Below are 26,207 nucleotides of genomic sequence, written 5' to 3'. Positions count from 1 at the left end.
GTTATGTGCTCCTCGTAAGTCATTGGCTGGTGGTGACAACCGTCAATGGTGTGGGTGCCGTTTGGCGTTGGCCGTCCTGCTGCCGCTGCATATCTTCATCAGCCTTGTAGGCGCGGATGTCGATCAGCGAGGCAACGTGGCGGATGTGCGCGTACTTCAGCGCCTTGCGGCTGGTGTCCAGCGTGGTGATCGGGAGCTGGATCCGGCCGCTGTTGATTTCTGTCACGAACGACTGCTCGTTGAGATTGCGAAAGTACTGCTCGCGGATTTTTTCCAGCGGGATCAGGACGTCACCGAAGATTCGATACAGCAGTTCGACGGTGGCCGATTCGGGCGCCGGATGCAGGCGAAGCGGATTCTGTGCAGCGTTACTCATGGGCTTGTCGAGCCTCCTTGCGTTGTTGTCGTGCCGGGTGGTTCCAGGCGTTCAGGCAGTGGCGTCTGGTCAGCTCGCGCAGATGTTCGGGCACTTCGAGGAGCGCGGCGTTGCGCTCCTCGCGTGTGCGCATGGCAACGATCTGGCGGGCGTACTCCCTAGGCCACGTCACGGCGATCTGCCGGGATTGCAGGAAGATCGATGTCCAACTGCTCGGCCAGCCAGCCGATACCGGCCTGCTTCACCCGAGTCGACTGGCTGTACTGCATTCCGTGTTTCTCGTCATACCAGGGACTGTCCTTGACCCGCAGGTACGCTTTGTCGCGCTTCGGGTCCGCCGGCAAGTTTCCCTTGAGCAAACCTTTTTCCCGCATGAGAGTGATCAGTTTGGGGCGAGTGAGGCCGAGTTGAGCGGCTGCTTGGGCGAGGGTGCGTTCCATGGCGTCCTCCTATGCAGCGTGCGCAGCTGGAGTGGCTGCTGCAGCAAGATGGTTGATGGACTCAGTGAGCTTTGCGTAGATCTCGGCATCGGAGTCGTACAAGGTGAAGCAGCGCGTATGCGGGCTCTTGTTGCCGATGCTCAAGATGGCGGTGACGCCGCGGCGCGAATGGGTGCGATGCAGCGCCACATGCAGGGGAAGTTCAAAACCCATGTCGAGGCTCAGCACGCCCCCGGTGTGCACCAGTTCGAACACACGCTGCTTGTCCTGGACATCAAAATGGCCGTATTGACGATCGGCATGCGGGAGATGCACCAGGTCGCTGGAGTTGCTCGCGTCGAACGGACCGTTGGCAATCTCTTCAATAAAGCCGGCCAGTTTGAGGTGCATCGTCTTGTCGTTCTGCAGGGTCAGCGTGTGGCGTTCGCTGCCCAGCTCCACGACAAAAGTGCTTTCCACTGCGCCGCGCTCAACCTTGAGACGGAATGCCAGGCATTCACGCTTCTGTGCTGTGCGCAGGACGTGGTTGAAGGTCTCGGTCAGGTTGACCTGGGCGTTTAGCAACTGCAGGGTGCGGTTGTCGATTTTGTACTTGGTCATGCCGCGTGCCCTCCACCGTTTGGATCGATAGGAGAGGGCTGGCAGGACTTGGCAACAAGCTTGGGTTTGCTGTTATGAATGACGACCATACAGCCCGTGGCGAGCTGCAGCTGTTCGATCAGTTTGCGATTGCTGACGCATGCCGGATGGACATGCAAGGTTGCGGTGGTACGCATTGGTATTGCCTCGCTCTGTGGTAAAGAGTGAGGCAAATATCACGTAATGTGCTTGCTTGTGTCAACACATAGTGTGATTAAATTGGTGCGGCACTGTGTAGAAATCGTGATGACTTCAATATTCCGCCTACGAGATGGATTTCCTCCACCTCTTGTTCTGCAATGTGAAGAGTTTCGTAATCGGTATTGACGCTATCCAACCGGTACATTCCGTCTCGGAGATAAATAAACTCTTTGATCATCGCTTTGCCGGAGGACGTTCGGACTATGACCTCGTCACCGCTACTGAAGCGTTTGTTCGGCTCTATAAGAACGAACTCGCCATTTTTTATGCGGGGCATCAGGCTATCGCCCATGACTCTTATGCCATAGGCATCTGGGTCATCGCTATGAATGTTTAGATAACCTTCACCTTGCCCTGGTGGCGGTTCTACCGTGTCGAAGAAGCCCTGATTCCCAAGCTGCGCGTTTGATAGCACAGGCACCTTTCCATCCTTAGCCCAGCCTACAAGGCTGCTAACAGGTTGGTCTTTGTCTTTCGATCTTCCGTAGTCCCTCACAAGACGGTCTTCAGACCGAATCCGACCTTGAATGGCGTCTGAGTACGACTCAACGTCGGAACGATTTTTTCCTGCTACCAAGTCTGGAAAAGATACTCCCAGTGCTGTCGCTATCTTTTGCAAGTCGTGGAGATTGGGCTGACGAGCCCCTTTCTCGTAATTGCCTATCCGAGACTGGGATTCCCAACCGCAAGCGAAAGCAAGGGCTTGTTGGCTCATGCCCTTGGCTTTGCGGTATTGCTTAATACGTTCGCCGAGTGTGTTCATGTGCTTTTTTTACCACGCTCTGAAATTATTTATCATCACTTTGCGTGTTGAAATATCTGCGATTCGTGATTAAGATGGCTCCGGCTAATTGGAGGGCATCATGAATCTGATCGCTGAACATCGAGAGAAAGCCGGAATCAAGCAAAAGGAACTCGTTGTAGCTCTTGGATGGACTCAGGCACGTATAAGCAATTACGAAGCAGGACGTCGAATCGCAGGGCTTACGGAGTGCAGAGCCATAGTCAGAGCGCTCAATAAGCTAGGAGCGCCATGCAGTCTTGATGACGTATTTCCTCCGGAAATGGAAGAGTCCCAAGCCGCATAGAAAAAAGGCGACCCAAGGGTCGCCCAGTTTCTCCCGATAGCATCACCACAATGCGGTCGGGTCGCGATGTCGGAAGGCGAGCACACCACATGCCGCCGACCTTCACCGCGTTTCCAAGGCTCGGAAGCCTTGGTGTTGCTGCCGTTCTTACCACAGAGCTGGCAGCTGTTGCGCCAGGGGTGAACAACGGATTGTTCGCCCCGGCACGGTGCCGGTGTTGGTCTTACGAACCTAGCCGGCTTTGGGCCTCTCCAGACCACGCGGCAAATGTATCACCAACTTCTGTCGTGCGGCACTGGCAACTTTTAGGATTAATGCCATGAGCCGAATTGCTCTGAGTTCTCTGGAACGGGCGCAGCGGGAAATCCTGCCGCTCGATTTAGCGCTGTACCACGCTGCTCGCGATTACCCGGGCGGTGCTGCTGCCATCGCTGCCACGACCGGTCGTAACCCGACCACGCTGCAGCACAAACTGTCGCCGACCCACCCGAGCCACTCCATTAACATTCAGGAGTTCGGCGAGATCCTCGAACTGACCAAGGACCGCCGCATTCTCGATGCGGTGCATGCGCTGGTCGGCGACACGATTTGGCAGGAACTGGCCGACACCTATACCCACGACATGCCCGAAACGCTCACGACGGGCATCGCCGAATACTTCCGCCAGGTTGCTGATCTGGCCGAGACCTGGGCCAAGAGCATCGGCGACGGTGTGGTCACCGATCAGGAACTCGCGGCGATTCGCCTGCAGGTGTTCCGGGGCATTCAAGGGCTGCTCGGGTTGTTCAACCGCGCCACCTACGTCAACCAGACGACGCGAGGTGCTGACCGTGGCTGACATCGCCGATTTCGCTAACGATCTGGTGCAGGAACGCATCGATCAGGCCATGGCTGCGCGCAGCGCTGCCAAAGCAGAAAGCGCTTCCCATTCCTTGCTGTTCTGTGAAGCGTGTGACGATCCGATTCCGGAAGCCCGTCGCCTGGCCTCACCGGGTTGCTCGCAGTGCATCAGTTGCCAATCCCTCTCTGAGCGGGGGATTCAGCATGCTCGATGAGGTATTGGGCCAATTCGCCGATTACGGTCTGGAGCCAGCGCAACCACTGGTGTTCGGCAAGCTGACCCGCTGCAAGACATCGCAGGACAAGGGCAAGGAAAAGAACGGCTGGTACGTGGTCCACGAGCAGCGCACGGCGAAGGGCGACACGCTGATCTTCGGCGCCTTCGGTGATTGGCGTTCGGGGGAGACGCAGAGGATCAAGGTCAAGGCCGGGCGCATGTCGCCGGAAGAACGCGAAGTGATGCGCGCTCGCCAGGAAGAGGCCAAGCGCCGCGCCGCCGAAATCGCAAGTAACGCTGCGCGGCGGGCCGCGAAAAGGGCGCAGGGTTTGTTCGAGCGTATGCCGACCACCGGGCGCAGCGACTATCTGGACCGTAAACAGATCGTTGGCATCAACGTGCGTTACGCGCCGCGCACCGGTGCCGTGTTGGTCCCAATGAAGAACGCCCGTGATCAGATCATGGGCCTGCAGGTGATCTTCCCGAACAAGCAGGAAGACACCGGTCGCGACAAATCCTACTGGCCTTACGGGATGGCAAAGGAGGGCACCTTTCTTCTGCTCGGTCCGCATCCGGTACCGGGCGAACCGGTGCTGGTCTGTGAGGGTTACGCCACCGGCGCCAGCCTGCACATGGCGACGTCGCTCGCCGTAGCGGTGGCCTTCGATGCGGGCAACCTGCTGGCCGTGTGCAAGGTCATGCGCGAACGCTTCGCCGGTTGCCCGCTGATCATCTGCCGCGATGACGACTGGAAGACCACCAAGCCTAATGGCGATGCCTGGAACCCAGGTGAAGAGAAGGCCAGCAATGCTGCTCTGATCGTCGGCGCCCAAGTCGTTGCGCCGATCTTCTCCGTCGAGCGCCAGGACAAGTGGACCGACTTCAACGACCTGCACGTCGCCGAAGGTTTGGAGGCCGTGCGTCGTCAGGTGCTGGCCGTGGTCCGTCCACCGGCGGCTGGTGGCTGGAAAGATCAACTCGCCCGCAGTGAAAGCGGCGCCTTGATCGCGCACATGCAGAACGTCGAACTGATCCTGGCTCATGACGAACGCTGGGCCGGGGTGATCAGCTACTGCGCTTTCAGCTCGAAGATCGTCAAGTTACGCGCCGCCCCTTATGGCGGTGGTACCGGCGAGTGGGCCGACATCGACGACGTGCGCGTGATGAAGTGGCTTGCGCAGCAGTACAACCTGCGCGTGAAGTCCTCGCACGTCATCGAGGCTGTCAGCGTCGTGGCCCACGACCACGCGTTTCACCCGGTGCGCGAGTACCTGAAAAAACTCGAATGGGATCGTGTACCGCGCCTGGAGCGTTGGCTGACGGATGTCATGGGTGTGAAGACAACCGACTACACGTCCAAGGTCGGCAAACGCTGGATGATCTCGGCCGTGGCGCGAGTCATGAAGCCCGGTTGCAAGGCTGACTCGGTGATGATCCTCGAAGGCGTACAAGGCGCCGGTAAGTCGACTGCCATGAGCGTGCTCGGCGGTGAGTGGTTCATGGACACGCCGTTTGCCCTCGGCGACAAGGACGGCTTTCAGGCAATCCGTGGCAAGTGGATTGTTGAGCTGGGCGAGCTGGACAGCTTCAACAAGGCCGAGAGCACCAAGGCCAAGCAGTTTTTCTCGGCATCGACTGACACCTACCGCGAAAGCTATGGCCGCAGAACGCTGGACGTGCCACGCCAGTGTGTTTTCGTCGGCACCACCAACCAGGACGAGTACCTCAAGGACGCCACCGGCAACCGACGTTATTGGCCGGTGGCCTGTACCAAGGTCGACGTGGCGTTGTTGCGCGAGATCCGCGACCAACTCTGGGCTGAAGCGATGTTCTGCTTTGAGGCCGGTGACCTCTGGTGGGTAACGCGAGAGGAGGCGCCGATGTTCAGCGAGGAACAGGACGAACGCTTTGTGGTGGACGAATGGGAAACGCCAATCCTGACCTGGCTGGAAGAGTCGCAGATCGGCGAGACCACCACCGGCAGTGAGGTGATGAGTCAGGCGCTCAAGCTCGATCCCGCTCATTGGGGCAAACCCGAGCAGATGCGTGTGGGAGCGATCCTCCATCGACTGGGCTGGCGACGGTTCCGTTTGGGCGCCTTGAGCAAGAGCGGCCAGCGGCCTTGGGCGTACAAGAAACCTGAGGGTTGGGGCAGGGCGCCGGCGCTGGAACAACCTGAGTTCGAGGAGCCGTGCTTCGATGATTAAAGCGATCGATATGGCTCTCAAGCAATGGGCGCAGGAGCTGCACAGCGACGAAGTGGCCGCTGGATACTCAGGTGGCAACATGGTCGCCATGATGATGGAGAGCGGTGGTCAGCTGGTGCGAGGCAGGCGTGGGAGCAGGGTGCCGCTGGAGGCTTCTCTGGACATCGAGCGGATCGTGAAGAAACGCCTGGATCCCGAGCTGATGACGGTGGTCCAGGTGCATTACTTCCAGCCTGATGCGCCTTTGACTGCGCGTCTGGCTCAGAGTGGTTGCACCCGTAATCTCTACTACCAGCGCCTGCATGACGCCCACATCGTGGTCGAGCACTTCCTCCTGGGGGAAGCGGCTTGATCGTGGGCATTACTCTGGCTTACGCCGTCCCACCGGCCTGCCTCCGTCCCACTGCTTTTTGCAGTGGTGGGACGGGCGCAGGCCTCGTCGTTGTTGGGCTGTCCCACCGTCCCACCTTTTTCATGCCTCCCGCCCGTGTATGCGTAGCGGGCATCAATGCGCGTGTTCACGCGCACGCGTGTTTTTAAATATTCTCTCTATACACGAGAAAAGAGAGATAAAAGTAGGACGGTGGGGCAAAGTCCCAATCTACGGGGCTTTCAGACGTCCCACCTAGTTTCGGAGAGGTGGGACGCATGGGACGCCGGAAAAGCAAAAGACAGCCGGGATAGATATTCACCGACATTCGCCAGCCGTTCACCGGGCGTCACCCACACATTCACCGGATGGCATTAAACCGGTCTTGCTGCCACCAGAATCGACCTGTAAAAAGGGGCCATCTTCGATGGGTGCGACCGCAAAGCGCGGTAGGCCACCCACCACCTGACCCGGCCATTGCGCCGGGTCTTTTTGTTTAAGGGGCAGGGCAATGACGAACGAGCAACAGGCGCTGGCAGAGATGCCGATCTGGTTGGTGATTGCCCTGTCATTGGTGGGCGGCGTGTCCGGCGAGATGTGGCGCGCTGACAAGGACGGGGCACGAGGCTGGGCGTTACTGCGCCGCCTCGCACTTCGGTCCGGCGCCTGCATCGTCTGCGGCGTGTCAGCGATGATGTTGCTGTTCGGTGCGGGCCTGTCGATCTGGACAGCGGGCGCCCTGGGTTGCCTGACCGCGATGGCCGGCGCGGATGTCGCCATCGGTTTGTACGAACGCTGGGTGGCCAAGCGGCTGGACCTGAGCGAGGCCGAGCCGAAAGCATGAGCCGGGCAGGCCGGGTAGGGGGCAGATTTCACGGGTCCTCCCCGAGGGCCGCCCCCTACACGGGTTATCGAACTCGCGGAATCTCTCTAGCTGAAACCTTTGCAGGGATGTCCGTCTTTCCAAGGGGATGGGGGCAGGGCATGGCACTCGACGGACCGGACCGGGCGGAAAACCGCCGGGGACCCTGGGGACTTCCAAAGGACACGGGGTCGGAAACCCGCGGGATCTTGTTAGTGGGAGGCCCGCCAGCTTACTGAAATTTCAATCCATTGAAATCTTGAAAGGATTCATTGAAAAGCCGCTGAAAAGGAGGGCCTATGAGCACAGCAACGTACCTGTCAAAGAGCGCCTTCGCCGCGCACATAGGCCGGTCACCCAGCTACATCACCTGGCTGAAAGAGAATGGCCGCCTGGTTCTGTCACCCAATGGCAAGCAGGTCGACGTGCTGGCCACTGAAGCGCTGATCCGCGATACCGCCGACCCGAGCAAGGCTGCCGTTGCTGCTCGCCACCAACAGGAGCGGCTTCAGCGTGATGTGTACAGTCACGTCGCAGCCCAATCTGAGCCGACTAAAATGGCTGCGCCGCCGCCCGCTGATCCTGCGCAAGGGCAGACTCCGGACTTTCAGAAAGCGCGTGCACATCGCGAGCACTACTTGGCGCGGATGGCTGAGATGGAGTTTCGCAAGGCGCAGGGCGAACTGGTGGAAATCAGCTTTGTGCAGAAAGCTGCTTTTGAAACGGCACGTGCGCTCAATCATTCTTTGATGAGCCTGTCGCCGCAGTTAGCGCCGCAACTCGCCGCCTTGTCGGATCCTTGGGAAGTGGAGCGGCAACTAACTACTGCGTTGCGCCAGCGACTCAACGAGGCGGCTCAAGTCTCCACTGACGACTATGGGCTTGCGCTGCCGGAGTGCTGATTAATATGCACCGGGCTTCGGCAACTAAGCATCGCTCTACGATGAGGAGGCCACAGACTCAATGGAGTGTTTTGCTTGGGCGACGCTGAGCCCACTCGGCAAGCTCGCACCATTCTTGGCCGCAAGGATCTCGGCCATCACGCTTACGGCGATTTCCGCAGGCGTCTTGCTACCGATGTAGAGGCCGATCGGTCCGTGCAGTCGCTCAAGCGACGCCTCGGTCTCAGCAAAATGTTCGATCAGGCGTTCGCGGCGCAGCTGGCTGTTCCGCCGAGAGCCGATGGCGCCGATGTAAAACGCCGGGCTGTGAAGTGCTTCGAGCAGGACCAGATCGTCGAGTTTGGGGTCATGACTCAAGGCGACAATGCAGGTGCGCAGATCGACCGCGAAGTCGCGGACCACGTCGTCCGGCATGCCGACAATCCGCTCCACGCCATCCACTGCCCAGGTCTCGATGTACTCGGGACGCGGATCGCACACCGCCACCTTGAAACCGTTGAACAGCGCCATAGTGGCCAGATACTCGGCTAGCGCGCCCGCACCGATCATCAGCATCCGATAGCCCGGCCCCAGGGTGTTGAGCATTTGCGTGCCATCGACGCTGAATTGTTCCGGCGTCGCGGTCCGTTCGAGCATGACCTTACCGGAGTCCAACTTCAGGCGACGACGGACCAGTTGTCCGGCGTCCAGTTGCACTAGCAACGAGTCGAGTGACTGCCACGCCGGGTTGAACTCCTGAATCAGTTCAAGCGTGCCACCGCAGGGCAGGCCAAAGCGATGCGCCTCATCGGTGCTGACGCCATAGCGCACCACTTGCGGCGCGCTGTCGCTAAAAGCGCTGCCGCCATGGGCCGTGGTATAGCGATGGATCAAATCGTCTTCGATGCAGCCACCGGACACGCTACCCACCACGCGACCATCCTCACGCAAAGCCATCATCGAACCCGTTGGCCGTGGTGATGAACCCCAGGTGCGCGCCACCGTGGCGAGCAACACACGCTCGCCGGCAACAAGCCAGTCCCGCACTGTGCGCAGAACCAGCAGGTCGATGTTCTCCATCAGGTTTTCCTCTAACGCATCTGCAGAATGATCGGGCTGCTGCTGGCCGGATCGGTGTGCTCACGCAGTTTGCCAACCGTCTGTGCATCAACAGCACCGCCCTGATTGCCCCATGTGCTGCGCATGAAGGTCAGTACTTCGGCGATCTGCTGATCCGACAGCTGCTCACGGAAGGCCGGCATGCGATAGGCATCCGGCACGCCGGCCGCCACCACACGTTGCGCGCCATTGAGGGTGATGTTGATCGCCGAGGCACTTTCCTTGGCCAGTGCAGACGTCGCGCCGGCCAGCGGTGGCATCCATTGCGCTTGACCCTTGCCGTCCAGACCGTGGCACGACGCACAGCGCGTCACGTAGGTATGAGCACCGGGCGAGTCCAGACGTTGCGCTGCCGAAACTGCTTGGTACTGCCACGGCGCGCCATCTCGTTCGCGATCCCCAGGAAGCGACTTCAGATAGTGGGCAATCGCGGTCAGATCGTCATCACTCATGAACTGCGTGGAGTTGTTGAACGCCTCGGTCATCGAGCCGTAGACCACCGCATGTTGGTTGCGCCCGGTCTTGAGGAACTGCACGATTTCCGACTCGCTCCAACGGCCCAGGCCGGTGTTGTGATCATCGCGCAGGCTCGGTGCATACCAGCCATCGAGCAAGGTGCCCGCGAGGAACGGTGTACCGGATTCATCCAGCGCTTTTTCGTTGAACGCCAAGCCACGCGGCGTATGGCAGCTGCCGCAGTGTCCGGCACCCTGGACGAGGTAAGCGCCACGGTTCCACTGTTCATCCTGCGACGGTTTGGCTACGTAGGGCTCGGCGTCGACAAACACACCGTTCCACAGTGCAATCGGCCAGCGCAGGTTCAGCGGGAACGGAATCGCACTCGGGATGTTCGCCTGTTTGACCGGCGCCACGCCTTTCATGAAGAACGCATACAGCGCACGCACGTCATCGTCACTGAGCTTGGAGTAGGACGGGTAGGGCATCGCCGGGTATAGCCGGCGACTGTCGGGAGCTACGCCGTGGCGCACGGCACGGTCGAAGTCCGCCAGGCTGTAGTGACCGATGCCGGTTTCCATGTCCGGGGTGATATTGGTCGCATGGATCGCGCCCAGCGGTGTGGCCATTTCCAGCCCACCGGCGAACGGCGCGCCATCCGGCACGCTGTGACAGGCCACGCAATCACTCAACCTGGCGACGTATTCGCCCCGAGCGACCAATGCCGGGTCGATGTCGGCCACGGCGATCTGGTGGTTTTCCAGGCGCGAGACGGGCTCGCGGGTGACATACCAGGCCAGCAGGCCTGCCGCGACCAGACACGGCACGGCCAGCCAGCCAGCGGTTCTTGCGAATCGGCTGTTATTCATGAACGCTCCGGCGCTGATCAAGTGAAAGTGTGTCGGCTCATGGGCAGGCTGCGCACCCGCTGCCCGGTTAGCGCTGCCACCGCGTTAGCGACAGCGGGCGCGACCGCAGGCAATGGCGGTTCACCGATGCCACCCATTTTTTCCCCGCTCTCGACCACACGCACATGAACCCGTGCCATCCGCGCAGGCGGCAGGATCGGATACAAGTCGTAGTTGCGCGCCCGGGGTTTACCATCCACCCACACGGCTTCCTCCACCAGCGTTTGCGACAGTCCCAACGCCACGGCACCATTCACCTGAGCCTCGACAATCGCCGGGTTGACGATGCTGCCCGGATCAATCGCTTGCCAGATGTCATGCACCGTGACCTGGCCGTTCTCGATGGACACCTCGGCGATCACCGCCGTCTCCGTACCAAACGGCGAAGCCATGGCCACGCCGCGTGCACGTTTGCTGCCATCCTCGGCGGTAAACGGCCCGCGCTTCCAGCCTCCGGACAGTTCACCCACCGCATGCAGCAGCGTGGTCAGGCGTTTGTTGTCACGCAGCAAATGCAGGCGCAGCTCGAATGGGTCTTTGCCCCCCTTGTCGGCCAGTTCATCGAGGAACGATTCATAGAAGAAGTCGTTGAGCGAATTACCCACCGAGCGCCAGTAACCGAGCATGGCCGGGCCTTTGACGTAGATCTGCGCGATGCGCTTGTTGGGGATCGCGTAAGACTTGCCCGACAAGCCTTCAAGCGCCGTCGGGTCGAGCTTTTCACCTTGCTTGCCGGCGAGGGCTTCGGTCGGGCCTTCGGTGGCACTTATCGCTTCGATTGCCAGCGGCCAGCCGTCGGCGTCCAGAGCGCCACGGAAATTCACTGCGGCAACCGGACGGAGCACATCACGCAGGAACTCTTCTTCGCGACTCCAGATCAGTTTGACCGGACGGCCAACCGCTTTCGCCAGCGTGATCGCCTGAGGGTAGGGACTGGCCGAGTCGTAGAGAAAATGCCGGCCGAAGAACCCTCCAAGCAGCGGTGAGTGCAAGGTGATGCGCGAAAGATCGAGGCCCGTGCGTTTGGCGATGTCGGCACGGAACATGTCCGGCGCCTGATTCGGCAGCCAGACTTCCAGCGAACCGTCCGAATTGAATCGGGCCAATGCCGACGGAGGCTCCAGTTGGCCGTGGTTCAAATACTGGTTGTGGTAGGTGGCATCGATCAGGGTTTTGCTTCCCTTGAGCATCGCAGCCACGTCGCCTTCGTTTTCATCATCTTTGGCCGGGCCCTTGTCTTCGGCGAGGCGCTTGAACCAGGCATCGCTGGAAAAGTCGGCGGGCATCGGCCGCACTTTGCTATCGGCCTTTGGCTCTTGCCAGTCGACCTGGATCGCCTCGACCGCACGTTTGGCGTGCCACCAGCGCTCGGCGACCACCGCTACAGCGCCCGGCAGACGATGCACGGAATGCACGCCTTTCATTGCCTTGACCTGGTCTTCGTTGCGCAGATTGCCCACCGTCATCCCTAGGCGCGGGGCATGTTGAACGGCAGCATGGAGCATGTCGTCGATCTTCAGATCGATGCTATACAGCGCCTTGCCTGTGGATTTGTCATAGGCATCGAGGCGCTTCACCGGTTTGCCGATCCAGCGGAACTGGCTCGGATCACGCAGCTTCACAGAGGCCGGATCAGGAACCGGCAGATCCATCGCACGCTCGGCCAGTTCACCGTAGGCCAGCGAGCGGCCCGACTTGGCGTGCACGACTTTGCCAGGCTCGGTGGTCAATTCACCTACCGGCACGCCGAGTTGCTGCGCGCCCGCCTGCAACAACATGGCGCGGGCGAGGGCGCCGAGGCGGCGCATCACCGGATAGCTCATGCGCACCGACATACTGCCGCCGGTGATGCGCATGCCGTTTTCCATCACCACGTAGGCTTCTCCGGGCGGCGCTGCTTCGACCAGGAAGGTTGCCGGGTCGGCATCCAGTTCTTCACCGACAATCTGCGCCATCGCAGTGAACGTCCCTTGTCCGCCTTCCATGAACGGGCAGAGCAGACGCACGCGGTTGTCCGGGCGGATCTCGAGAAACGCCGGGACCTGCGTGCCACGCTCGGCCGTCGCTGCCGCTTGTACCCGTGTCACACCGAGTGGCAGACCGAAGCCGAGCACCAATGCGCCGACGGCGGTACCGGTCAGAAAACGTCTGCGCGACACATTGATCGGTTCATGCAGATCCAGTACTGAAGCGTGTTGTGAAGGGTCGATACGAACGTTCATCACGCGTCCCCCTTGCCGGCAAGCTCATGCACGGCGGCATGAATGGCGTTGTAAGTACCACAGCGGCACAGATTGACCATCGCCGCCTCGATCTGCGCATCACTCGGTTTGGGGTTCTGTTTGAGCAGCGCGGTGGCGGCCATTACCTGCCCGGACTGGCAGTAGCCGCACTGGGCGACCTGCAGATCGACCCAGGTCGAGACGACTCGTTTGCCCACGTCATCGCTTTCGATGGCTTCAATGGTGGTGACCTCGCGGCCAACCACACCCGCCACCGGCGTGACGCACGAGCGCACGACGTTGCCGTCCACCAGCACCGAGCAGGCGCCGCATTGCGCCAGTCCACAGCCGTACTTGGTCCCGGTCATGCCCAGATCATCGCGGATCACCCACAGCAAGGGCGTATCGGCGTCGGCATCGACCTGATAGGTCTTCTGGTTGATTCGTAGTTCCATGGTTCACCCGCTGATCATCGGTTGACGTGCATTGTTATGAGCGGTGACATGCGGCGAGGCGCATCACCGGTGAAGCTGGTTGTTCGATCAATTCGCTACGGTGCCGAGCGCTTCAGCCTCGAACGGTTGCCCGCGCAGAAGGGCGATGTCACGACTTGGAGCGGTGCCGAAAAGCCGGCCGTATTCGCGGCTGAATTGCGAAGGACTTTCATAGCCGACCGCAAACGCCGCGCGCGACACATCGAGGCGCTCTACCAGCATCAGCCGCCGTGCTTCGTTGAGCCGCAGCCATTTCTGGTACTGCAGCGGACTCATGCCGGTGAGCTGGCGGAAATGATGGTGAAAAGTCGGCGCACTCATCTGCACCCGCGCGGCCAGATCGTCGATGCGCAGGGCATCGGTGTAGTTGACCTTGAGCCAGTCAATGGCCTTGGCGATGCGATAACCCTGGCCATCGACGGCAATCATCTGTCGCAGCGGTGGGCCTTGGTCGGTGTGGAGCAGCCGATAGTGGATCTCTCGGAGAATCAGCGGCGCCAGAACCGGGATCGCCTCGGGTTCATCGAGCAATGCCAGCAGGCGATCGAGCGCGTCCTCCAAAGCTGATGACAGGCTGCCAATCGCGGCGCCCGTACCCGTTGATGGCTGGCGCTTGGCCGGCAAGCCGCTCTTGGTGATGACCTCGGCAAGCATGCTGACATCCAGCTTCAGCACGAAGCCGACACAGGGCCGCTCGGGACTGGCGAGCATCACTTCGGAGTTGGCGGGCAGATCCAGCGACGTGACCAGAAACCGGGACGGGTCATAGCTGTAGCCCTCACCACCGACCCACAAGCGCTTTTCGCCGCGACCCACGAGAATCAGGCTGGGCTCGATCATGCACACAACGGGGGGCGCCGGCTGGTCGCGACGAAACAGCGTTAGCCCGGGTATGGCCGTGGCGAAGTCACCCGGTGCGTTCACACGCGGGTCGATGTGCCGTGCCAAAGGTGATTCCTGGGGCAGAGGGGTCGGGATCATATGGGCTCACTCCTTTGACCGGACTCTAATGCGCGCGCGAGACGTTTCCTATCCGTCACCCTGCATCCCCAGAGGATCAGGCAAGCATTCAAGAGGAATGCACTAGGGAAGCACCGGATTGACCGGGAGAATGTGTCTATCTGTTACAGGGGTAGTGCCCGGACGGGCGAAAAACTGCTTGCCCCTGCGCATCACCCCCGACGTTTTTCGCACCACAGGTAGTTCCCATGACGTTTCCTTCTACAGATCCTTCTAAAAGAACAGGCGGCTGGAGCGCCGTGCTGGCCATGTCGTTGGCCGCATTCGCCCTGGTCGCTTCAGAGTTCATGCCCGTCAGCCTGCTGACGCCCATCGCGGCAGACCTGCACATCACCGAAGGCCAGGCAGGGCAGGGGATTTCCGTGTCCGGTGCCTTCGCCTTGATCACCAGTCTGTTGATTGCCTCGGTCGCCGCTCGCATCGAACGCAAGCAGCTTCTGCTGGGCCTGACCTTGCTGATGATCGTCTCCGGAACGGTCGTCGCCATTGCGCCGGGCTACCCGTCATTCATGTTCGGACGTGCGCTGATCGGGATTGCGATTGGTGGTTTCTGGTCGTTGTCTGCGGCGACTGCCATGCGCCTGGTGAAGCCTGAACAGGTTTCCCGTGCGCTGGCCATCGTCAATGGCGGCAACGCTTTGGCCACGGTCATCGCCGCTCCTGCGGGCAGCTTCCTTGGCTCTTTGATCGGCTGGCGCGGTGCATTCTTCTGTGTGGTTCCGGTCGCGGTGCTTGCCGCCGTGTGGCTGCTGATCAGCCTTCCGTCTTTCAAGGCCGAGCGCCAGGTCGGTAGCGGCAACGTTCTGCGGCTGATGAAGCAATTGCCAGTGGCCTTGGGCATGGTCGCCGTCAGCGTCTTTTTCATGGGCCAGTTCATGCTGTTCACCTACCTGCGACCATTTCTTGAAGGCGTGACGGGTGTCGGTGTCTCAACCTTGTCCTTCATGCTGCTGGGGCTGGGACTGGCCGGGTTTATCGGCACCTTTCTGATCGAACGGTTTATGGGGCGCGGCCTCTACCGCACGCTGACTATCATCCCGCTGATCATGGCAGCCATCGCGCTGGCGTTGGTCAGCTTCGGCAAATCACCGCTGCTGACCGCCGTGTTGCTCGGACTCTGGGGGCTGGTCGCCACGGCCGCGCCGGTCGGCTGGTGGACATGGCTGGCGCAGACGCTCCCGGATGATGCGGAAGCGGGAGGCGGCTTGCTGGTAGCCATCGTCCAACTGGCGATCGCCGCAGGCGCAATCATTGGCGGTCTGGCCTTTGATCTGAGCGGATACAAAGCTACCTTCGAGCTCAGCGCCGCCGTGTTGGTCTTCGCGTCTTTGCTGGCCTCGCTGGCAGGTCGCAGTGCCATTGAAGTTCATCTAACCGAATCGAACGCGACAGCTTGACGAGATCACCCGTAACTCAGCGAAGACGTGGAATGGTAAATGTCTGCTTTCGGCCAAAAGCGGTCCTTCGGGGTCTACGAAAAAAGGGGAAGATTCACTCTGCCCGTTGGGACCGCCCAAAATGCCAACAACACAACATCATCGCGCGGATGTTCATCTGGTTGTGTGAATAACGTCGCCTCTGCCCCCCATACGACAGGCGGTAAGAAGCTTTCAAGGCACCGGTGCACTGGTCCCCAGAGGCCTAGAGCATTCGCTAATTACCATTGTCTGATTTTTCGAGACTATGCTTTGCGAAGAGGTCGAGACAGCGTGCAGGTTTCCAGTGCCCACCACTGGATGATTTCTCGCCTCGCGGGGCGCGGTTAATATCATGGATTGCTGTCATCGTTTCTCTGGGACTGCTGGTCGCCTTACGGAAAACTGAGTATGCCAATAGGAACAGCTTTGAGCCCAGAATGATGGTGTAGCTGGATGAATTGGTTTCTCTGCATGGCCCATGCAGCCAGATGATTGCCAATGCTAGTGCCAGAGTTATCGGAAGTGGTTTATTTGTTGGTGAAAGATATTGGTAATTGGGAGGTGCAGGATCTGTTCGAAATTATGAGGAGGGGCGGGTCGCTTATGGAGTATGTCCTGCGGGCGCTACGCCGGTATTACGAAGCAAAAGTGACGAAGTCTGCCTTAGTAGCAGAGACGCTTCGTATTGAAACGAAAGCACGGTTGTCTCTGTGAGAGAATCTCAGCGTCATACTATTCGTGGGCCCACACTTCAGTATAATCGAGCGAAAGCAAATGAATGAATTTACTGAAACTGGTTATGCATATATTCTCGATGCTATGACTTTGCACGACATTGACACACTAAGAGCGCTCGCAGTCAATTTGACTTTTAGTGCAGGTCGCGTGGGGCATGCGCAGCTGTTCAATCCAAGTCATCGGAAATCCGTCGTTGCTTTCTTAGATACTAATTGCACCTGGAGCAATTGGGCTTTCGGAGTGATTCGAGCGGAGCATGGAGTTTGTAATACCCCATTAGAGAAATGTTTAGGCATACAGTTGGCCTTATACCGCACCGGTGATTTCTATGATTGGCATGTCGATGCAGACCGGGTTCACCAAGATGGCAGAAAGGTAACATTAGTAGTCCAGCTTTCCGACGAAAACGACTACGAGGGAGGTGAACTACAAGTCAAATTGCGCTCACCCTACGATAGAACTATATCTGCTCCATCTGTTGCTGGAACAGCAGTTATATTTGGTAGTGAATTAATGCATAGAGTTACACTGGTAAAGAAGGGACAGCGCTGTTCACTTACCTGCTGGTTTGGATAAATTCCACCAGTTACCAATCGCGGTAGCGTATGCAGTTTGAGTAGGTAAGTGCCCTTCGAATGCTTCACTTATAAAGCGGCCTTGGGTTGCAATGGACCGCATTAGTACTGCATTCGAGATTGCCATCTCAAGAGCGCAGTCCAATTGTTGAATATCATTAGGGTCATCAACAACAATTGCTGTCCGTTTATTTACTAGGCTTCGTGAAAATGGTTGTTTGTCAGCCACCTCTCTTGACACAATCAATGTACTTCCTGCCGCCATCACTTCACGCGGAACTTTAGGCGAGTGCGAATCAATATCAAATTTACGCTCTAAGCAAACTACTAAGTCAGCGGCGGACAGCATTGTATTTACTTCCCAAGGCGGCACCGGGGCTAAAAATTTCGTCCGCTTGCTGAGCGTCTCCGACGTGGCAACAGCGTTCTTAAATTTCTCAATAGCTGTAGGCCAGCCTAGTTCCACGCAAAAAAATTGAAAATTAAGCTTTCTTTCTGACAGGCGTGTAAGGCTTCTGACCAAGTCAAATGAGCCCTTTGCCTCGCCAATTTTAGAATAATGCAATAATGTTAGTGGGGTAGACGCGTCGACACTCTTTGGACTGATTCTAGTTTTAGGGAAATAAATTTCCGGTAGTGCTGTTGCATTAATATATATTCGTTTTTCTTCTTTTACTCCTAGCAAATCCATTTGGTTTCGAATTTTCAGATGATCGTACGTCAAAACTCGATGTGCTGAGCGAAGGGTGTCTTTGATTGTGAAGGACATGTCTGCATGTTGTGCTAAACGAAAGGCATCGGATCCAGCATGGCAAAGTAATAACACTTTCTTAGCTTTCGTTGCTAAGGCAGCTGCTACCATTCCATACGGAGCCAAGTACCAGCCGACAATGAAGTCATATTCGTTTTGCTCTATAAGTCGACATCCCAAACCATATAGCTTCTCGGTAAAGAACTGACTTTGCGGAATCGCTCTTGCGCTACCATTTGGAGTTGTTGAATATACTGACACCTTTCCCATAGATAGGCGTTTAGCAAGATTTGCGGCGTCGGAGAACGAGACATTGCATCTGAAATTTATCTCAACCTCGTCTGAGTTTGTAACCACGTCAACTGTATGCCCCGCTTTCGCAAGGTCAACAACTGAAGCAAAAACCTGAGCACTAACTCCGCCTTGAATGGGGGGGAATTTTCCTACGACTAATATCCGAGCTGCTCGCTTGGTCATGTTCGCATCCGTGGAGGTCAATTTGCATCACAGGGTGGGCTAACAGGAGAGCAGGTTTCGCATTCACAAGAAATACATTCCACTTCAGCCATTGTGCCCAACTTAACTCGTGGCCAAATGTGAGCGGGAGGGTCCTCATTGAAGGCAAGTTTATAGTCACTTAGTAGAAGTTTGTAACCTTTGTTGTAGAGGCCTTTCGTTTGGGAAAGCATCTGTGCAGGCAAATGGTGAATAAATTTACCTGCTACAGCATCGCAGAATTCAGCGTAGAGTTTAGTGAAGATCAGAAACATATGCCAAACATGATCTACTGCCCCCATAATTGAGTAACGTCCCTGGGTCACATTGGCAGAGAGCGCAAGGAAACGACACATTTCTTTGATGTGCTCTTTGGCTTCATCGTCAGTCACACCGTACTCTTTGGTATAGCGTGCAATGAGTGGTGTAAAATCAGTGCTCTCCGCAGCTAAAGCGCTAGATAGTACTGCGACTTTCCAGCGCTCATCTCTGACTGGTTTTTTTTTTGAAGGACCGCTAGTCTTGCTCATAGCCATCTCCAGATATGCCGTATCAATGCATTAGGAATGCTAGCCGCTCCTTCCAATTTTGCAAGGAGGTGCAATTGAACCAGTCCACGCCACTTCCGACTTTTGTTGCACCGTCGACACCATGCCACGAAACGCAAGGAGACTTTGGGTATCCGGCAAAAGGAAAGTGTTTTCGTTTTGGCTTGGCTTGGATTGTTCATTATCCTAATGGTGGTCAGCTATTAGCTCTTTCGCTTAAAGTTGCGCAGTTCATTTTGTCTCGTAAAATAATGCACAAGCGGCCTTTTATCTGTCGCAAATTTTTGAAGTAGTACGTGATGAAGTGCTATTTAAGTCAAGCAAGTAATGGATCTAATTTAGGAAATGAAGAAGGTGAATAAAAACTACTTCATGGCTCCGAGAGCGCTAGCTAGGGAACGATTTCTGGAGCTTATGCCTGCCCATGGGCGCATTTTAGATTTGGGTTGTGGGGCTGGATTTGACGCTGAGCATTTTTTCTCAGCTGGCTACGAGGTTGTCGGTATGGACCCCTCCGAACAAATGCTTAGCATTGCAAAAAATGTCGTGGGGCCAATATACGTTCTCGGTAGTGCGGAGCACATGCCGTTTTCAATGCAGTTTCATGGCATATGGGCACGAGCTAGCCTGATGTACGTCCCCCGAAGTTCTGAATGTGCCACACTCCAAATAATCATTAAGCAATTGTATAGGGGTGGTGTTTTTTATATGTCGGTTTTAGAGGGCGAAGGAGAGCACATATTGAATGCTACTTTGGTGAATTTTTTTACTATTGATAGGCTTGTTAAGTTGATAGATTCGGTAGGGGGGTTAAAGTTGACGAATATCTGGCGGGCACGTAGATTTCATTTAGGCAATCGAGCAGGATATTGGATTAACTGTTTGGCCCAGCGTGAATAGCCCCTCTCAAACACTAATATCACTGACACTTAGAATATATGGAGGGGTGTAAGATACTATTGACTCTCAGATCTAAATATCAAAAGATTCAAATTTTACAATTTTACAATTTTGTGTCAGGAGTAGGCCTGATGTCCAGTCTGAATGGAAATTAAGGTCCATTAATGGCTGCTTTGGGTTGTTTATTCCTACCGGTCATACTTGGCCGAATACTAACGATTGGCCGCTCGTCGCCGACTATTACCGGGGGCGATGGGCTGCATTTGGTCGTTTTTTGCCTGTAAAGAAAGACGGCAGCCAACTCTAAGCTGCTCCTAACGTATGCCAGGAATCGGCTGCGCTACATTGAGCAAGCACTATCGGATTTGCTCCCTTGCGTTCAGCTGTGTCCTTGACAACTGAACGTAATACGTACTGCAGAGCTCAATTCATTTTCTGGCACCAATCGACGCGCCTGTGGCTTTTTGATATTATCGGCGGAATTTTAGTAATCTGGAATGGAATGCCATGGCCAAACCACGTGTTTTCGTATCTTCTACTTATTATGATCTTAAGCATATTAGAAATAGTCTTGAAATTTTCATCGATGGATTAGGTTATGAATCTGTTTTATACGAGCAGGGCGACATTCCATTTCATCACGACTCACCTTTAGACGTTTCTTGCTATGATGAAATAAAAAATTGTCACATACTGGTTCTAATAATCGGAGGGAGATATGGAAGTCCGTCTTCAGATACTGATATCGAGTCTGGATTAGAGCACTTTAATTCGGTGACAAAAAAAGAGTATGAGACCGCAAGAGTTAATGATATTCCAATTTATATTTTTATAGAGAAAAATGTTCACTCCGAGTACCACACCTACAAAAAAAACAGACATAACAAGGATATTTCATATGCTCATGTCGACAATGTCAATATTTTCAAACTAATCGACGATATATACTCTCAGAAAAGAAACAATTTAGTTCGCGATTTTGAGAAGTTTGACGACTTATCATCTTGGCTTCGGGATCAATGGGCCGGACTCTTTGCGGATTTACTTGCAGCAAAAAAACGGGACCATGAGCTCGAAGACCTTTCCTCTCAGGTCGCCGGACTTAAGGACTTGAGCTCGGTACTTAAGAGTTACACCGAGTCAATTATGTCTAAACTCCAGCCTGATAATTTTGAGCAAATAATTAAGTCTTCTAATAGCAACTTAAGGAGTCGGGCTTTACGAACATTTGAAAAGCATCCGCTCGTAGTCTACCTTCTTGAGAAGTCACCCAAAGGTATAGGGATCGTTTCACTGTACGAGGCGTTTTTAAATTCGGAATCAATCGGGGATGCGTTAATTAAGTGCAACTACACTGAAGATTTTATTAAAGATTTACTTAAGCATCCCGCGGCTTCTGAGGACTTTAATCATCTCAAGAGGGAAGTAGGATAGAAGTATAAAAACAAGCTATAGCTCAGCATCGACGAGCCCCCCTGCGCAGGTTGCCGGCTCAATTACGATATCTCTTATTGACTCTTAGCAACCATTTTTAAATGACGGGAAAGGCAATTGATGCTGATGCGATCGAGGATGACGAACGTCCGCTATTGGCCGTTCTCTGCCCCTCGTGATAGGCAGAAATCGGCCGATTCTGTTGAAAAAGTAGCTCCCTTGTCTGGCCTGCGGCAATATCTCGGCATTGGCCAGCAGGGAAGCATGCAGCATGATGGGACAGTTATCGAGTGGGCAGGACCAGCACACTCTGTGGACAGTCCAACCCACTCTAGAAGCCAGCATGTTTGCTCCTACATAGAAGCATACCTTCCCGGCAAGTCGGTTCGAAGGTCGACTCTCTTTTTGCTTATGATTTGACCTGCACCGTCGGAGGGCCGAGTGGATGTTCTGCGAAACAGCCCACCGGGCCCTCGGCCCGCGCCCGAGTGGAACAAAGGATGCACCGGCAAGCCACCGAACTTAACTCAGCGTTTAGCTACGCATTCACGGCGCTTGTACGCAAAGATTCGGAGTTTCAGCGCCCGCATCGCTTGGCACTCAGCGAGCGCGGCTTTACCCAGAAGACGGGCATCCTCAACTTCAAATGGCGATCCCCAAGGGCCTATGTCGCCTGGCCCAGATTTACCCTGGCCGGTATCATCATTAAGCTGTCGACCAAGCGATTGACACACCAATCCGGATTTCTGAAACAGTGCGGTATCGACCTTCCCTGCGCCCGCAAACCTTTGCCGTTCGTCGGCATAGATTTGCCCATTCCGCGGTGGAAAGGCTGTCTTTTAACATTTAATCAATTGATTTAAATAAAGTTTTTATTATAGGTATAGTCTTTGCAAGAAGTCCTGCTCCGAAATCATCCAAAAGGACTTCATCATGTTGGTCAGTGCCAAACAAAATCTGGTCATGCCGCTTCCCAAGCGTCCCGGCGAAGACGCCACTGCCGAGGCTGCGGCCGGACTGCAAAGCGTCATAACCCAGGCTCTGCAAAACAGCGTGCAGGCGCAGGACCCCCAGATCACTACACAGGTTCAGGAATCCGCTACGGGGCAGACTACGCAGCAGGTCAGCGAGGCTACCAAGATCAGCGACAACGTTGACGAAGCATTCGCTAAGACCCGTGTGAATCTGCAAGCGGTCTATGCGCCATTGCCTGAAGGCGTGGCGGAGGCCGTCAATGGCGTAGGTTCGGCCACTTCCGAATTCAAGGAATACATGAGCAAGACCCCGGAACAGCGCATCCACGACGCGATACTGGAAGAGATGGGCCTGACTCAGGAACAAGTCGACGAGATGCCGCCGGAGAGACAAAAGGCTATCGGCGAGGAAGTCGCCCGGCGCATGCAGGAAAAAGCGGAAATCGTCGAGCAGGAGAAAGAGCAGAAGGGTGGCGACCAGAACAAGAGTCAGGTGGTGGACAAGTTCCTCGCAGCACTCTGACCACACCCTGGTTGGGGCTGGGCTGCAACCCCTGTGGGAGCGTGGCTTGCTCACGATGGTTAACTTTTACGTTGGATGCCTGACACCCCGCGTTATCGTTGGCCTCCATCGCGACCAAGCTCGCTCCTACAGGTTTGTGGTCAATTCAATTGTAGGGTGGAATTGAACTGGCTGACCGTATATAACACACGCCTCGAGCCCTGTTGAATCTCGAGAATCAACTGCCCCGCCTCATTTGCCAGCTCAATCCCGATTCCGGTGCGGCTCAGTCTCGATTGCATGCTGGTCACCGCACTCACGACAAATGAAGATTCTTGCGCAATTCAACTGTGTGAGCCTACTGGCTAGACGGAGAGTAGGACGACATCATTGTCGAGGTGACAGCGGCCCACTCTAAATTTGGCCGAGCTCCACCGAGCCATCAAAAATCCCAAAATGCCGCCACCCACCGAAACGCATCCCCATCTACCTTCACCCGCCCAACCGAAGGAAACGGCAAGTGCGTCGCTACAAACAACTCCCCGCTCGCCACTGCCTCTTGCATCAAACGAACTCGAACCCGCACTGACTCCTCGGGATCATGTTCAAACCCGTTATGCCAATCCGGATGCTCGAACGCCACCGGAAACAGCGCGTCCCCAGCAAAGGTCAACCGCTCGCCACCCGAGTTCACATACACCACACAATGCCCCGGCGTGTGACCGCCAGTCAGCTTGGCAACCACACCCGGCGCTACTTCGTATTCATTTTCGAACGTGCGCACCTTGTCGCCATAAATAGCCATGAACTCGTTGGCAGTCGACCGCAGTACATCCGGCACAGGCGACGGCATTTCAGTCTGGGTGAAATCCGGTGATTCCCAGAACGCGACTTCAGTCGCGGCCACATGGATGCGCACGTCCGGACGCAGACGGTTCTTCACTTCATCCACCAGCAGCCCACCGATGTGGTCCATGTGCATGTGGGTAATGATGACGTCGGTCACCGCCTCCAGTTCGATACCGGCACCCGCCAGACGCTTGGGGAACTGCCCGGCCCGCGGGAAACCGGGGAACTGCCCGCCCAGGCCGGCATCGACCAGGATCACCTGCTCGCCGCTGCGCACCACCAGCACGTTCAACGCCCAGTCGAAAGCGTCCGGCCCCAGGAACATGTCCTTGAACCACGCCGCGCGGGCGGCCGGGTCGGCGTTGGTGGACATGGTTGATGTCGGCAGCGGCAGCACGCCGTCGCTGATCACCAGCACGTCGATCTCGCCGACCCGCACGGCATAACGCGAAGGCACCAGCTCTTCGAAACCCGATCCCTGCTGATCGTTGGTTTCAGCCTTTGGGGCGCTGTGGTTCAGATGCGTCGTCATGATCATTCTCCTATTACCTGGATCGGCGAACACTCCACCTTCGGTTTGAGAGTGGTGTGTCGCCCGGAGAAATAGTCTGCATCGGGGCGAACGCGCTCGATACCATACCCGGGTATAGAAGCCTCAGGCATTAGGGTGATCGATCTGAGCAAAAGTATGAAAAGTTGCTCAATCCAGGTCATGGCTAAACGGCCTGGCAAGAGTAGATAAGCATCGGAAAGCCAGCAAGAAAACTACAAGACCTCTCGGCACGGGAGAAGTAATGGGTCTTGCGGCGAAGGGCCGAATGCGGCGTTGTCATGACAAATAACTAGCCAACACATGTTGGTAGCGGAGCTCAATTGCGGTAAGCGTCCGGCCAAGTCACCTTCCGAACTCCAGCATTAAGGGCGATGGTGTCCGCGTATTTTGATCTGACCCCGAAATGTTGGACGCCTTCTATGCCCGCCGAGCTTGAGTCCTGTATTCCACAGGGCTCAGGCCACTTAGCTTCAGCCTGATTCGCGAATGATTGTAGTAGTGTATGTAGCCCTCTATACCTGCTTCAAGCTCATCGAGACTATTGAATTTGTTCAGGTAAAAGAACTCGGATTTCAACGTGCCAAAAAAGCTCTCCATAGCCGCATTGTCATAGCAATTTCCTTTGCGGGACATGCTTGGCTTTACCGCGCGCTCGTTCAGCACGCGGCGGTAGATAGGCATCCGGTACTGCCATCCCTGGTCGGAATGCAAGATTGGTTTATCGCGTGGCCGCAGTCTCTCAAAAGCTTGCCGTAGCATCGCACCAACCATGTCGAACAGCGGGCGCCTCGCGGTCTTGAAGGCGATTATTTCGCCGTTATAGAGGTCAAGGATCGGCGAGAGATAAAGCTTCTGCCCACCGACCCGAAACTCCGTCACATCGGTTACCCATTTCTGGTTCGGTCGTTTGGCATCAAACTTCCGTTTCAGCAGGTTCGGCGCTACCTGACCCTCTTCGCCTCTGTAGGCCCGGTATTTCTTTATGCGCACACGGCTTTTCAACTGAAGCTCGCCCATGAGGCGCTGAACAGTCTTGTGGTTCACGAGGTGGCCAGCTCGCCGAACGGCAGCAGTGATACGGCGATAGCCATATCGGCCCTTGTGCTCGTCGAAAATTGAGCAAATTCTGGACTTCAGCACCGCGTATTTATCAACGGATTGCTGCACCTTTTGTTGATAGTAAAAAGTGCTACGGGCCAGGCCAGCCAATTTCAGAAGGCCTTCCAGAGGGTGCTCCTGCCTCAGTTCAATCACGATTTGCGCTTTTTCCGCTGCGCTGCTCGTTCCTTCGCTTGAACCAAGGCATCGAGCTTTTTTAAATAAGCAATTTCCATCCGCAACTGGCTCAATTCGACCAGCAAATCATCACGCGTACGAGCTTCATCGTCCGAAGATTCAAGCTGAATGGACGGGATGGGGTTTGTCATTTTTTTGTGAAGTCCGCTTCCTGGCGGCCGGGACAAGGCCTCCAAACCGCCTTCATCATACCTGCGCTCCCATTCGCCAATGATGTCGGATTTCCGGATATCAAACAGAGCAGCGACTTGGCGATAGGACAGCTCTTCCTCTCGCATGCGCTGCAATACATTCAGCTTGAACTCAGGGCTGTAGTTCTTCTTTCTCTTACTTTTGAGGCCTGCGGCACCAAGCGCCTGATATGCCGCAATCCACTTTCGAAGCGAAGAAGCATTGACCCCGTGACGATGCGCGACCTCTCTGTGACCTGCGTTACCCGAACAGTAATCTTCAACAACCGACAATTTCGCCTGCTCTGTGTACTTTTTCATGACACCCCTCAATGTTGATGTCCAACATTTCGGGGTCAGATCATTTTTAAGCGGACGCGATAGCCCTTAACGCCAGGATTCCATGCGCCAACGAAGCTCTTATGCGTCGACACGTCGACACGGGGCGCTACATCAGCCGACAGGCAGCTTCTGATCGGTCACTTGATTGACCGCATGGATTTTGAATTCTTCGGGGTAGATCGGGTTGCTCTTGGCAACTCCTACTTGGCTTCAATTTAAGGTACAGAGGCGTCTATGAAATTCGGGGGTGATTCACCTTGACCTCAAAGACAATCTTTAAAAGCGTTTCAATGCCTAGCAGCACAAATGTGAATGACTATCA

Annotated in this window: 28 protein-coding genes and 1 pseudogene; 14 read left to right on the top strand and 15 right to left on the bottom strand. The window is 56.1% G+C overall.

The features are described 5' to 3' along the window. Positions 1-19: 19 nt before the first annotated feature. The 5 genes from BVK86_RS24010 to BVK86_RS23985 all read right to left on the bottom strand — a co-directional run bounded on the left by BVK86_RS24010 (position 20) and on the right by BVK86_RS23985 (position 2,419). On the bottom strand, positions 20-376 hold the full coding sequence (locus BVK86_RS24010; RefSeq protein WP_075948748.1) for a pyocin activator PrtN family protein: 357 nt from the start codon (positions 374-376) through the stop codon (positions 20-22). Further along, positions 369-548 carry a hypothetical protein gene (locus BVK86_RS24005; protein ID WP_139315800.1) on the bottom strand — a complete coding sequence of 60 codons (180 nt, stop codon included), beginning with the start codon at positions 546-548 and terminating at the stop codon, positions 369-371. The genes BVK86_RS24010 and BVK86_RS24005 overlap by 8 nt, the downstream gene beginning before the upstream one ends. After that, positions 535-816 carry a phage antirepressor KilAC domain-containing protein gene (locus BVK86_RS24000; protein WP_075948746.1) on the bottom strand — a complete coding sequence of 94 codons (282 nt, stop codon included), beginning with the start codon at positions 814-816 and terminating at the stop codon, positions 535-537. Before BVK86_RS24000 ends, BVK86_RS24005 begins: the two co-directional genes overlap by 14 nt. A 9-nt stretch (positions 817-825) precedes the next feature. Then, positions 826-1,416 (bottom strand): hypothetical protein, encoded by a 591-nt coding sequence (locus tag BVK86_RS23995; protein ID WP_075948745.1) that lies wholly within the window; start codon positions 1,414-1,416, stop codon positions 826-828. Positions 1,417-1,669: 253 nt separating this feature from the next. Then, on the bottom strand, positions 1,670-2,419 hold the full coding sequence (locus tag BVK86_RS23985; protein WP_075948743.1) for an XRE family transcriptional regulator: 750 nt from the start codon (positions 2,417-2,419) through the stop codon (positions 1,670-1,672). Between the two features lie 100 nt (positions 2,420-2,519). Between BVK86_RS23985 and BVK86_RS23980 the strand changes: the two genes are divergently transcribed. The 7 genes from BVK86_RS23980 (at position 2,520) to BVK86_RS23950 (ending at position 8,142) form a co-directional block, all read left to right on the top strand. Beyond that, on the top strand, positions 2,520-2,744 hold the full coding sequence (locus BVK86_RS23980) for a helix-turn-helix transcriptional regulator (protein WP_045123078.1): 225 nt from the start codon (positions 2,520-2,522) through the stop codon (positions 2,742-2,744). Between the two features lie 319 nt (positions 2,745-3,063). Then, complete coding sequence (locus BVK86_RS23975) at positions 3,064-3,582, top strand: phage regulatory CII family protein (protein WP_019649393.1); 519 nt, start codon at positions 3,064-3,066, stop codon at positions 3,580-3,582. Further along, positions 3,575-3,799 (top strand): TraR/DksA family transcriptional regulator, encoded by a 225-nt coding sequence (locus BVK86_RS23970; protein WP_075948742.1) that lies wholly within the window; start codon positions 3,575-3,577, stop codon positions 3,797-3,799. Before BVK86_RS23975 ends, BVK86_RS23970 begins: the two co-directional genes overlap by 8 nt. Further along, positions 3,789-6,008 carry a VapE domain-containing protein gene (locus BVK86_RS23965; protein ID WP_075948741.1) on the top strand — a complete coding sequence of 740 codons (2,220 nt, stop codon included), beginning with the start codon at positions 3,789-3,791 and terminating at the stop codon, positions 6,006-6,008. The genes BVK86_RS23970 and BVK86_RS23965 overlap by 11 nt, the downstream gene beginning before the upstream one ends. Continuing rightward, on the top strand, positions 6,001-6,360 hold the full coding sequence (locus tag BVK86_RS23960) for a PA0613 family protein (RefSeq protein ID WP_075948740.1): 360 nt from the start codon (positions 6,001-6,003) through the stop codon (positions 6,358-6,360). Before BVK86_RS23965 ends, BVK86_RS23960 begins: the two co-directional genes overlap by 8 nt. A 529-nt stretch (positions 6,361-6,889) precedes the next feature. Then, positions 6,890-7,222 (top strand): phage holin family protein, encoded by a 333-nt coding sequence (locus BVK86_RS23955; RefSeq protein ID WP_008080174.1) that lies wholly within the window; start codon positions 6,890-6,892, stop codon positions 7,220-7,222. A 317-nt stretch (positions 7,223-7,539) separates the two neighbouring features. Then, on the top strand, positions 7,540-8,142 hold the full coding sequence (locus BVK86_RS23950; protein WP_075948739.1) for a terminase small subunit: 603 nt from the start codon (positions 7,540-7,542) through the stop codon (positions 8,140-8,142). A 36-nt stretch (positions 8,143-8,178) separates the two neighbouring features. On the opposite strand, the gene BVK86_RS23945 is transcribed toward BVK86_RS23950, so the two are convergent. The 5 genes from BVK86_RS23945 to BVK86_RS23925 form a co-directional block, all read right to left on the bottom strand. After that, complete coding sequence (locus BVK86_RS23945; RefSeq protein ID WP_075948738.1) at positions 8,179-9,201, bottom strand: XdhC family protein; 1,023 nt, start codon at positions 9,199-9,201, stop codon at positions 8,179-8,181. 11 nt (positions 9,202-9,212) lie between these two features. Then, a complete protein-coding gene (locus BVK86_RS23940; protein WP_075948737.1) occupies positions 9,213-10,565 on the bottom strand; it encodes a c-type cytochrome in 1,353 nt (450 codons plus the stop codon). A 17-nt stretch (positions 10,566-10,582) separates the two neighbouring features. Next, the gene (locus tag BVK86_RS23935) at positions 10,583-12,826 is read right to left on the bottom strand and encodes a xanthine dehydrogenase family protein molybdopterin-binding subunit (RefSeq protein WP_075948736.1); all 2,244 of its coding nucleotides are present in this window, start codon (positions 12,824-12,826) and stop codon (positions 10,583-10,585) included. Continuing rightward, positions 12,826-13,281 carry a (2Fe-2S)-binding protein gene (locus BVK86_RS23930; RefSeq protein WP_039772180.1) on the bottom strand — a complete coding sequence of 152 codons (456 nt, stop codon included), beginning with the start codon at positions 13,279-13,281 and terminating at the stop codon, positions 12,826-12,828. The genes BVK86_RS23935 and BVK86_RS23930 overlap by 1 nt, the downstream gene beginning before the upstream one ends. A gap of 87 nt (positions 13,282-13,368) precedes the next feature. After that, positions 13,369-14,301 carry an AraC family transcriptional regulator gene (locus BVK86_RS23925; RefSeq protein WP_075948735.1) on the bottom strand — a complete coding sequence of 311 codons (933 nt, stop codon included), beginning with the start codon at positions 14,299-14,301 and terminating at the stop codon, positions 13,369-13,371. A 227-nt stretch (positions 14,302-14,528) separates the two neighbouring features. On the opposite strand from BVK86_RS23925, the gene BVK86_RS23920 reads away from it, so the two are divergent. Together BVK86_RS23920 and BVK86_RS23910 are read left to right on the top strand one after the other, a co-directional pair. After that, positions 14,529-15,737, top strand: a complete 1,209-nt coding sequence (locus BVK86_RS23920; protein WP_075948734.1) for an MFS transporter — start codon at positions 14,529-14,531, stop codon at positions 15,735-15,737. Positions 15,738-16,532: 795 nt separating this feature from the next. Further along, a complete protein-coding gene (locus BVK86_RS23910) occupies positions 16,533-17,072 on the top strand; it encodes a 2OG-Fe(II) oxygenase (RefSeq protein ID WP_075948732.1) in 540 nt (179 codons plus the stop codon). On the opposite strand, the gene BVK86_RS23905 is transcribed toward BVK86_RS23910, so the two are convergent. Next, a complete protein-coding gene (locus tag BVK86_RS23905) occupies positions 17,049-18,299 on the bottom strand; it encodes a glycosyltransferase (protein ID WP_075948731.1) in 1,251 nt (416 codons plus the stop codon). The two genes, BVK86_RS23910 and BVK86_RS23905, sit on opposite strands and share 24 nt — an antisense overlap. Before the next feature lie 17 nt (positions 18,300-18,316). Then, positions 18,317-18,847 (bottom strand): glycine-rich domain-containing protein, encoded by a 531-nt coding sequence (locus BVK86_RS23900; protein WP_075948730.1) that lies wholly within the window; start codon positions 18,845-18,847, stop codon positions 18,317-18,319. 74 nt (positions 18,848-18,921) lie between these two features. Here BVK86_RS23900 and BVK86_RS29600 point away from each other — a divergent pair, with 74 nt between their 5' ends. The 5 genes from BVK86_RS29600 (at position 18,922) to BVK86_RS23880 (ending at position 22,696) form a co-directional block, all read left to right on the top strand. Then, positions 18,922-19,158 carry a hypothetical protein gene (locus tag BVK86_RS29600; RefSeq protein WP_139315799.1) on the top strand — a complete coding sequence of 79 codons (237 nt, stop codon included), beginning with the start codon at positions 18,922-18,924 and terminating at the stop codon, positions 19,156-19,158. A 52-nt stretch (positions 19,159-19,210) separates the two neighbouring features. Continuing rightward, a complete protein-coding gene (locus BVK86_RS23895; RefSeq protein WP_075948729.1) occupies positions 19,211-19,765 on the top strand; it encodes a class I SAM-dependent methyltransferase in 555 nt (184 codons plus the stop codon). 507 nt (positions 19,766-20,272) lie between these two features. Next, positions 20,273-21,199 carry a DUF4062 domain-containing protein gene (locus tag BVK86_RS23890; RefSeq protein WP_075948728.1) on the top strand — a complete coding sequence of 309 codons (927 nt, stop codon included), beginning with the start codon at positions 20,273-20,275 and terminating at the stop codon, positions 21,197-21,199. A gap of 500 nt (positions 21,200-21,699) precedes the next feature. Further along, the gene (locus BVK86_RS23885; protein ID WP_075948727.1) at positions 21,700-22,062 is read left to right on the top strand and encodes a glutathione S-transferase family protein; all 363 of its coding nucleotides are present in this window, start codon (positions 21,700-21,702) and stop codon (positions 22,060-22,062) included. Between the two features lie 70 nt (positions 22,063-22,132). Then, positions 22,133-22,696, top strand: coding sequence for a hypothetical protein (locus BVK86_RS23880; RefSeq protein ID WP_075948726.1), 564 nt, complete (start codon positions 22,133-22,135; stop codon positions 22,694-22,696). 140 nt (positions 22,697-22,836) lie between these two features. On the opposite strand, the pseudogene BVK86_RS29595 reads toward BVK86_RS23880, so the two are convergent. From BVK86_RS29595 to BVK86_RS29100, 3 genes and pseudogenes are all read right to left on the bottom strand, one after another. Next, positions 22,837-22,995, bottom strand: a pseudogene (locus BVK86_RS29595) (pili assembly chaperone); the annotation flags it as partial. 122 nt (positions 22,996-23,117) lie between these two features. Continuing rightward, complete coding sequence (locus BVK86_RS23875) at positions 23,118-24,056, bottom strand: MBL fold metallo-hydrolase (protein WP_075948725.1); 939 nt, start codon at positions 24,054-24,056, stop codon at positions 23,118-23,120. A gap of 438 nt (positions 24,057-24,494) precedes the next feature. After that, positions 24,495-25,864, bottom strand: a protein-coding gene (locus BVK86_RS29100) for an IS3 family transposase (RefSeq protein ID WP_092267260.1) whose coding sequence is annotated in 2 segments (ribosomal slippage) — positions 24,495-25,396 and positions 25,396-25,864 — 1,371 coding nt in all. Because the reading frame shifts where the segments join, the coding sequence is not laid out codon by codon here. Positions 25,865-26,207 lie beyond the last annotated feature (343 nt).

The organism is Pseudomonas reinekei, assembly GCF_001945365.1.
Lineage (GTDB): Bacteria > Pseudomonadota > Gammaproteobacteria > Pseudomonadales > Pseudomonadaceae > Aquipseudomonas > Aquipseudomonas reinekei.
Note: the sequence above shows the minus strand (reverse complement) of the source record. Positions and strands in the feature narration are given on the sequence as shown.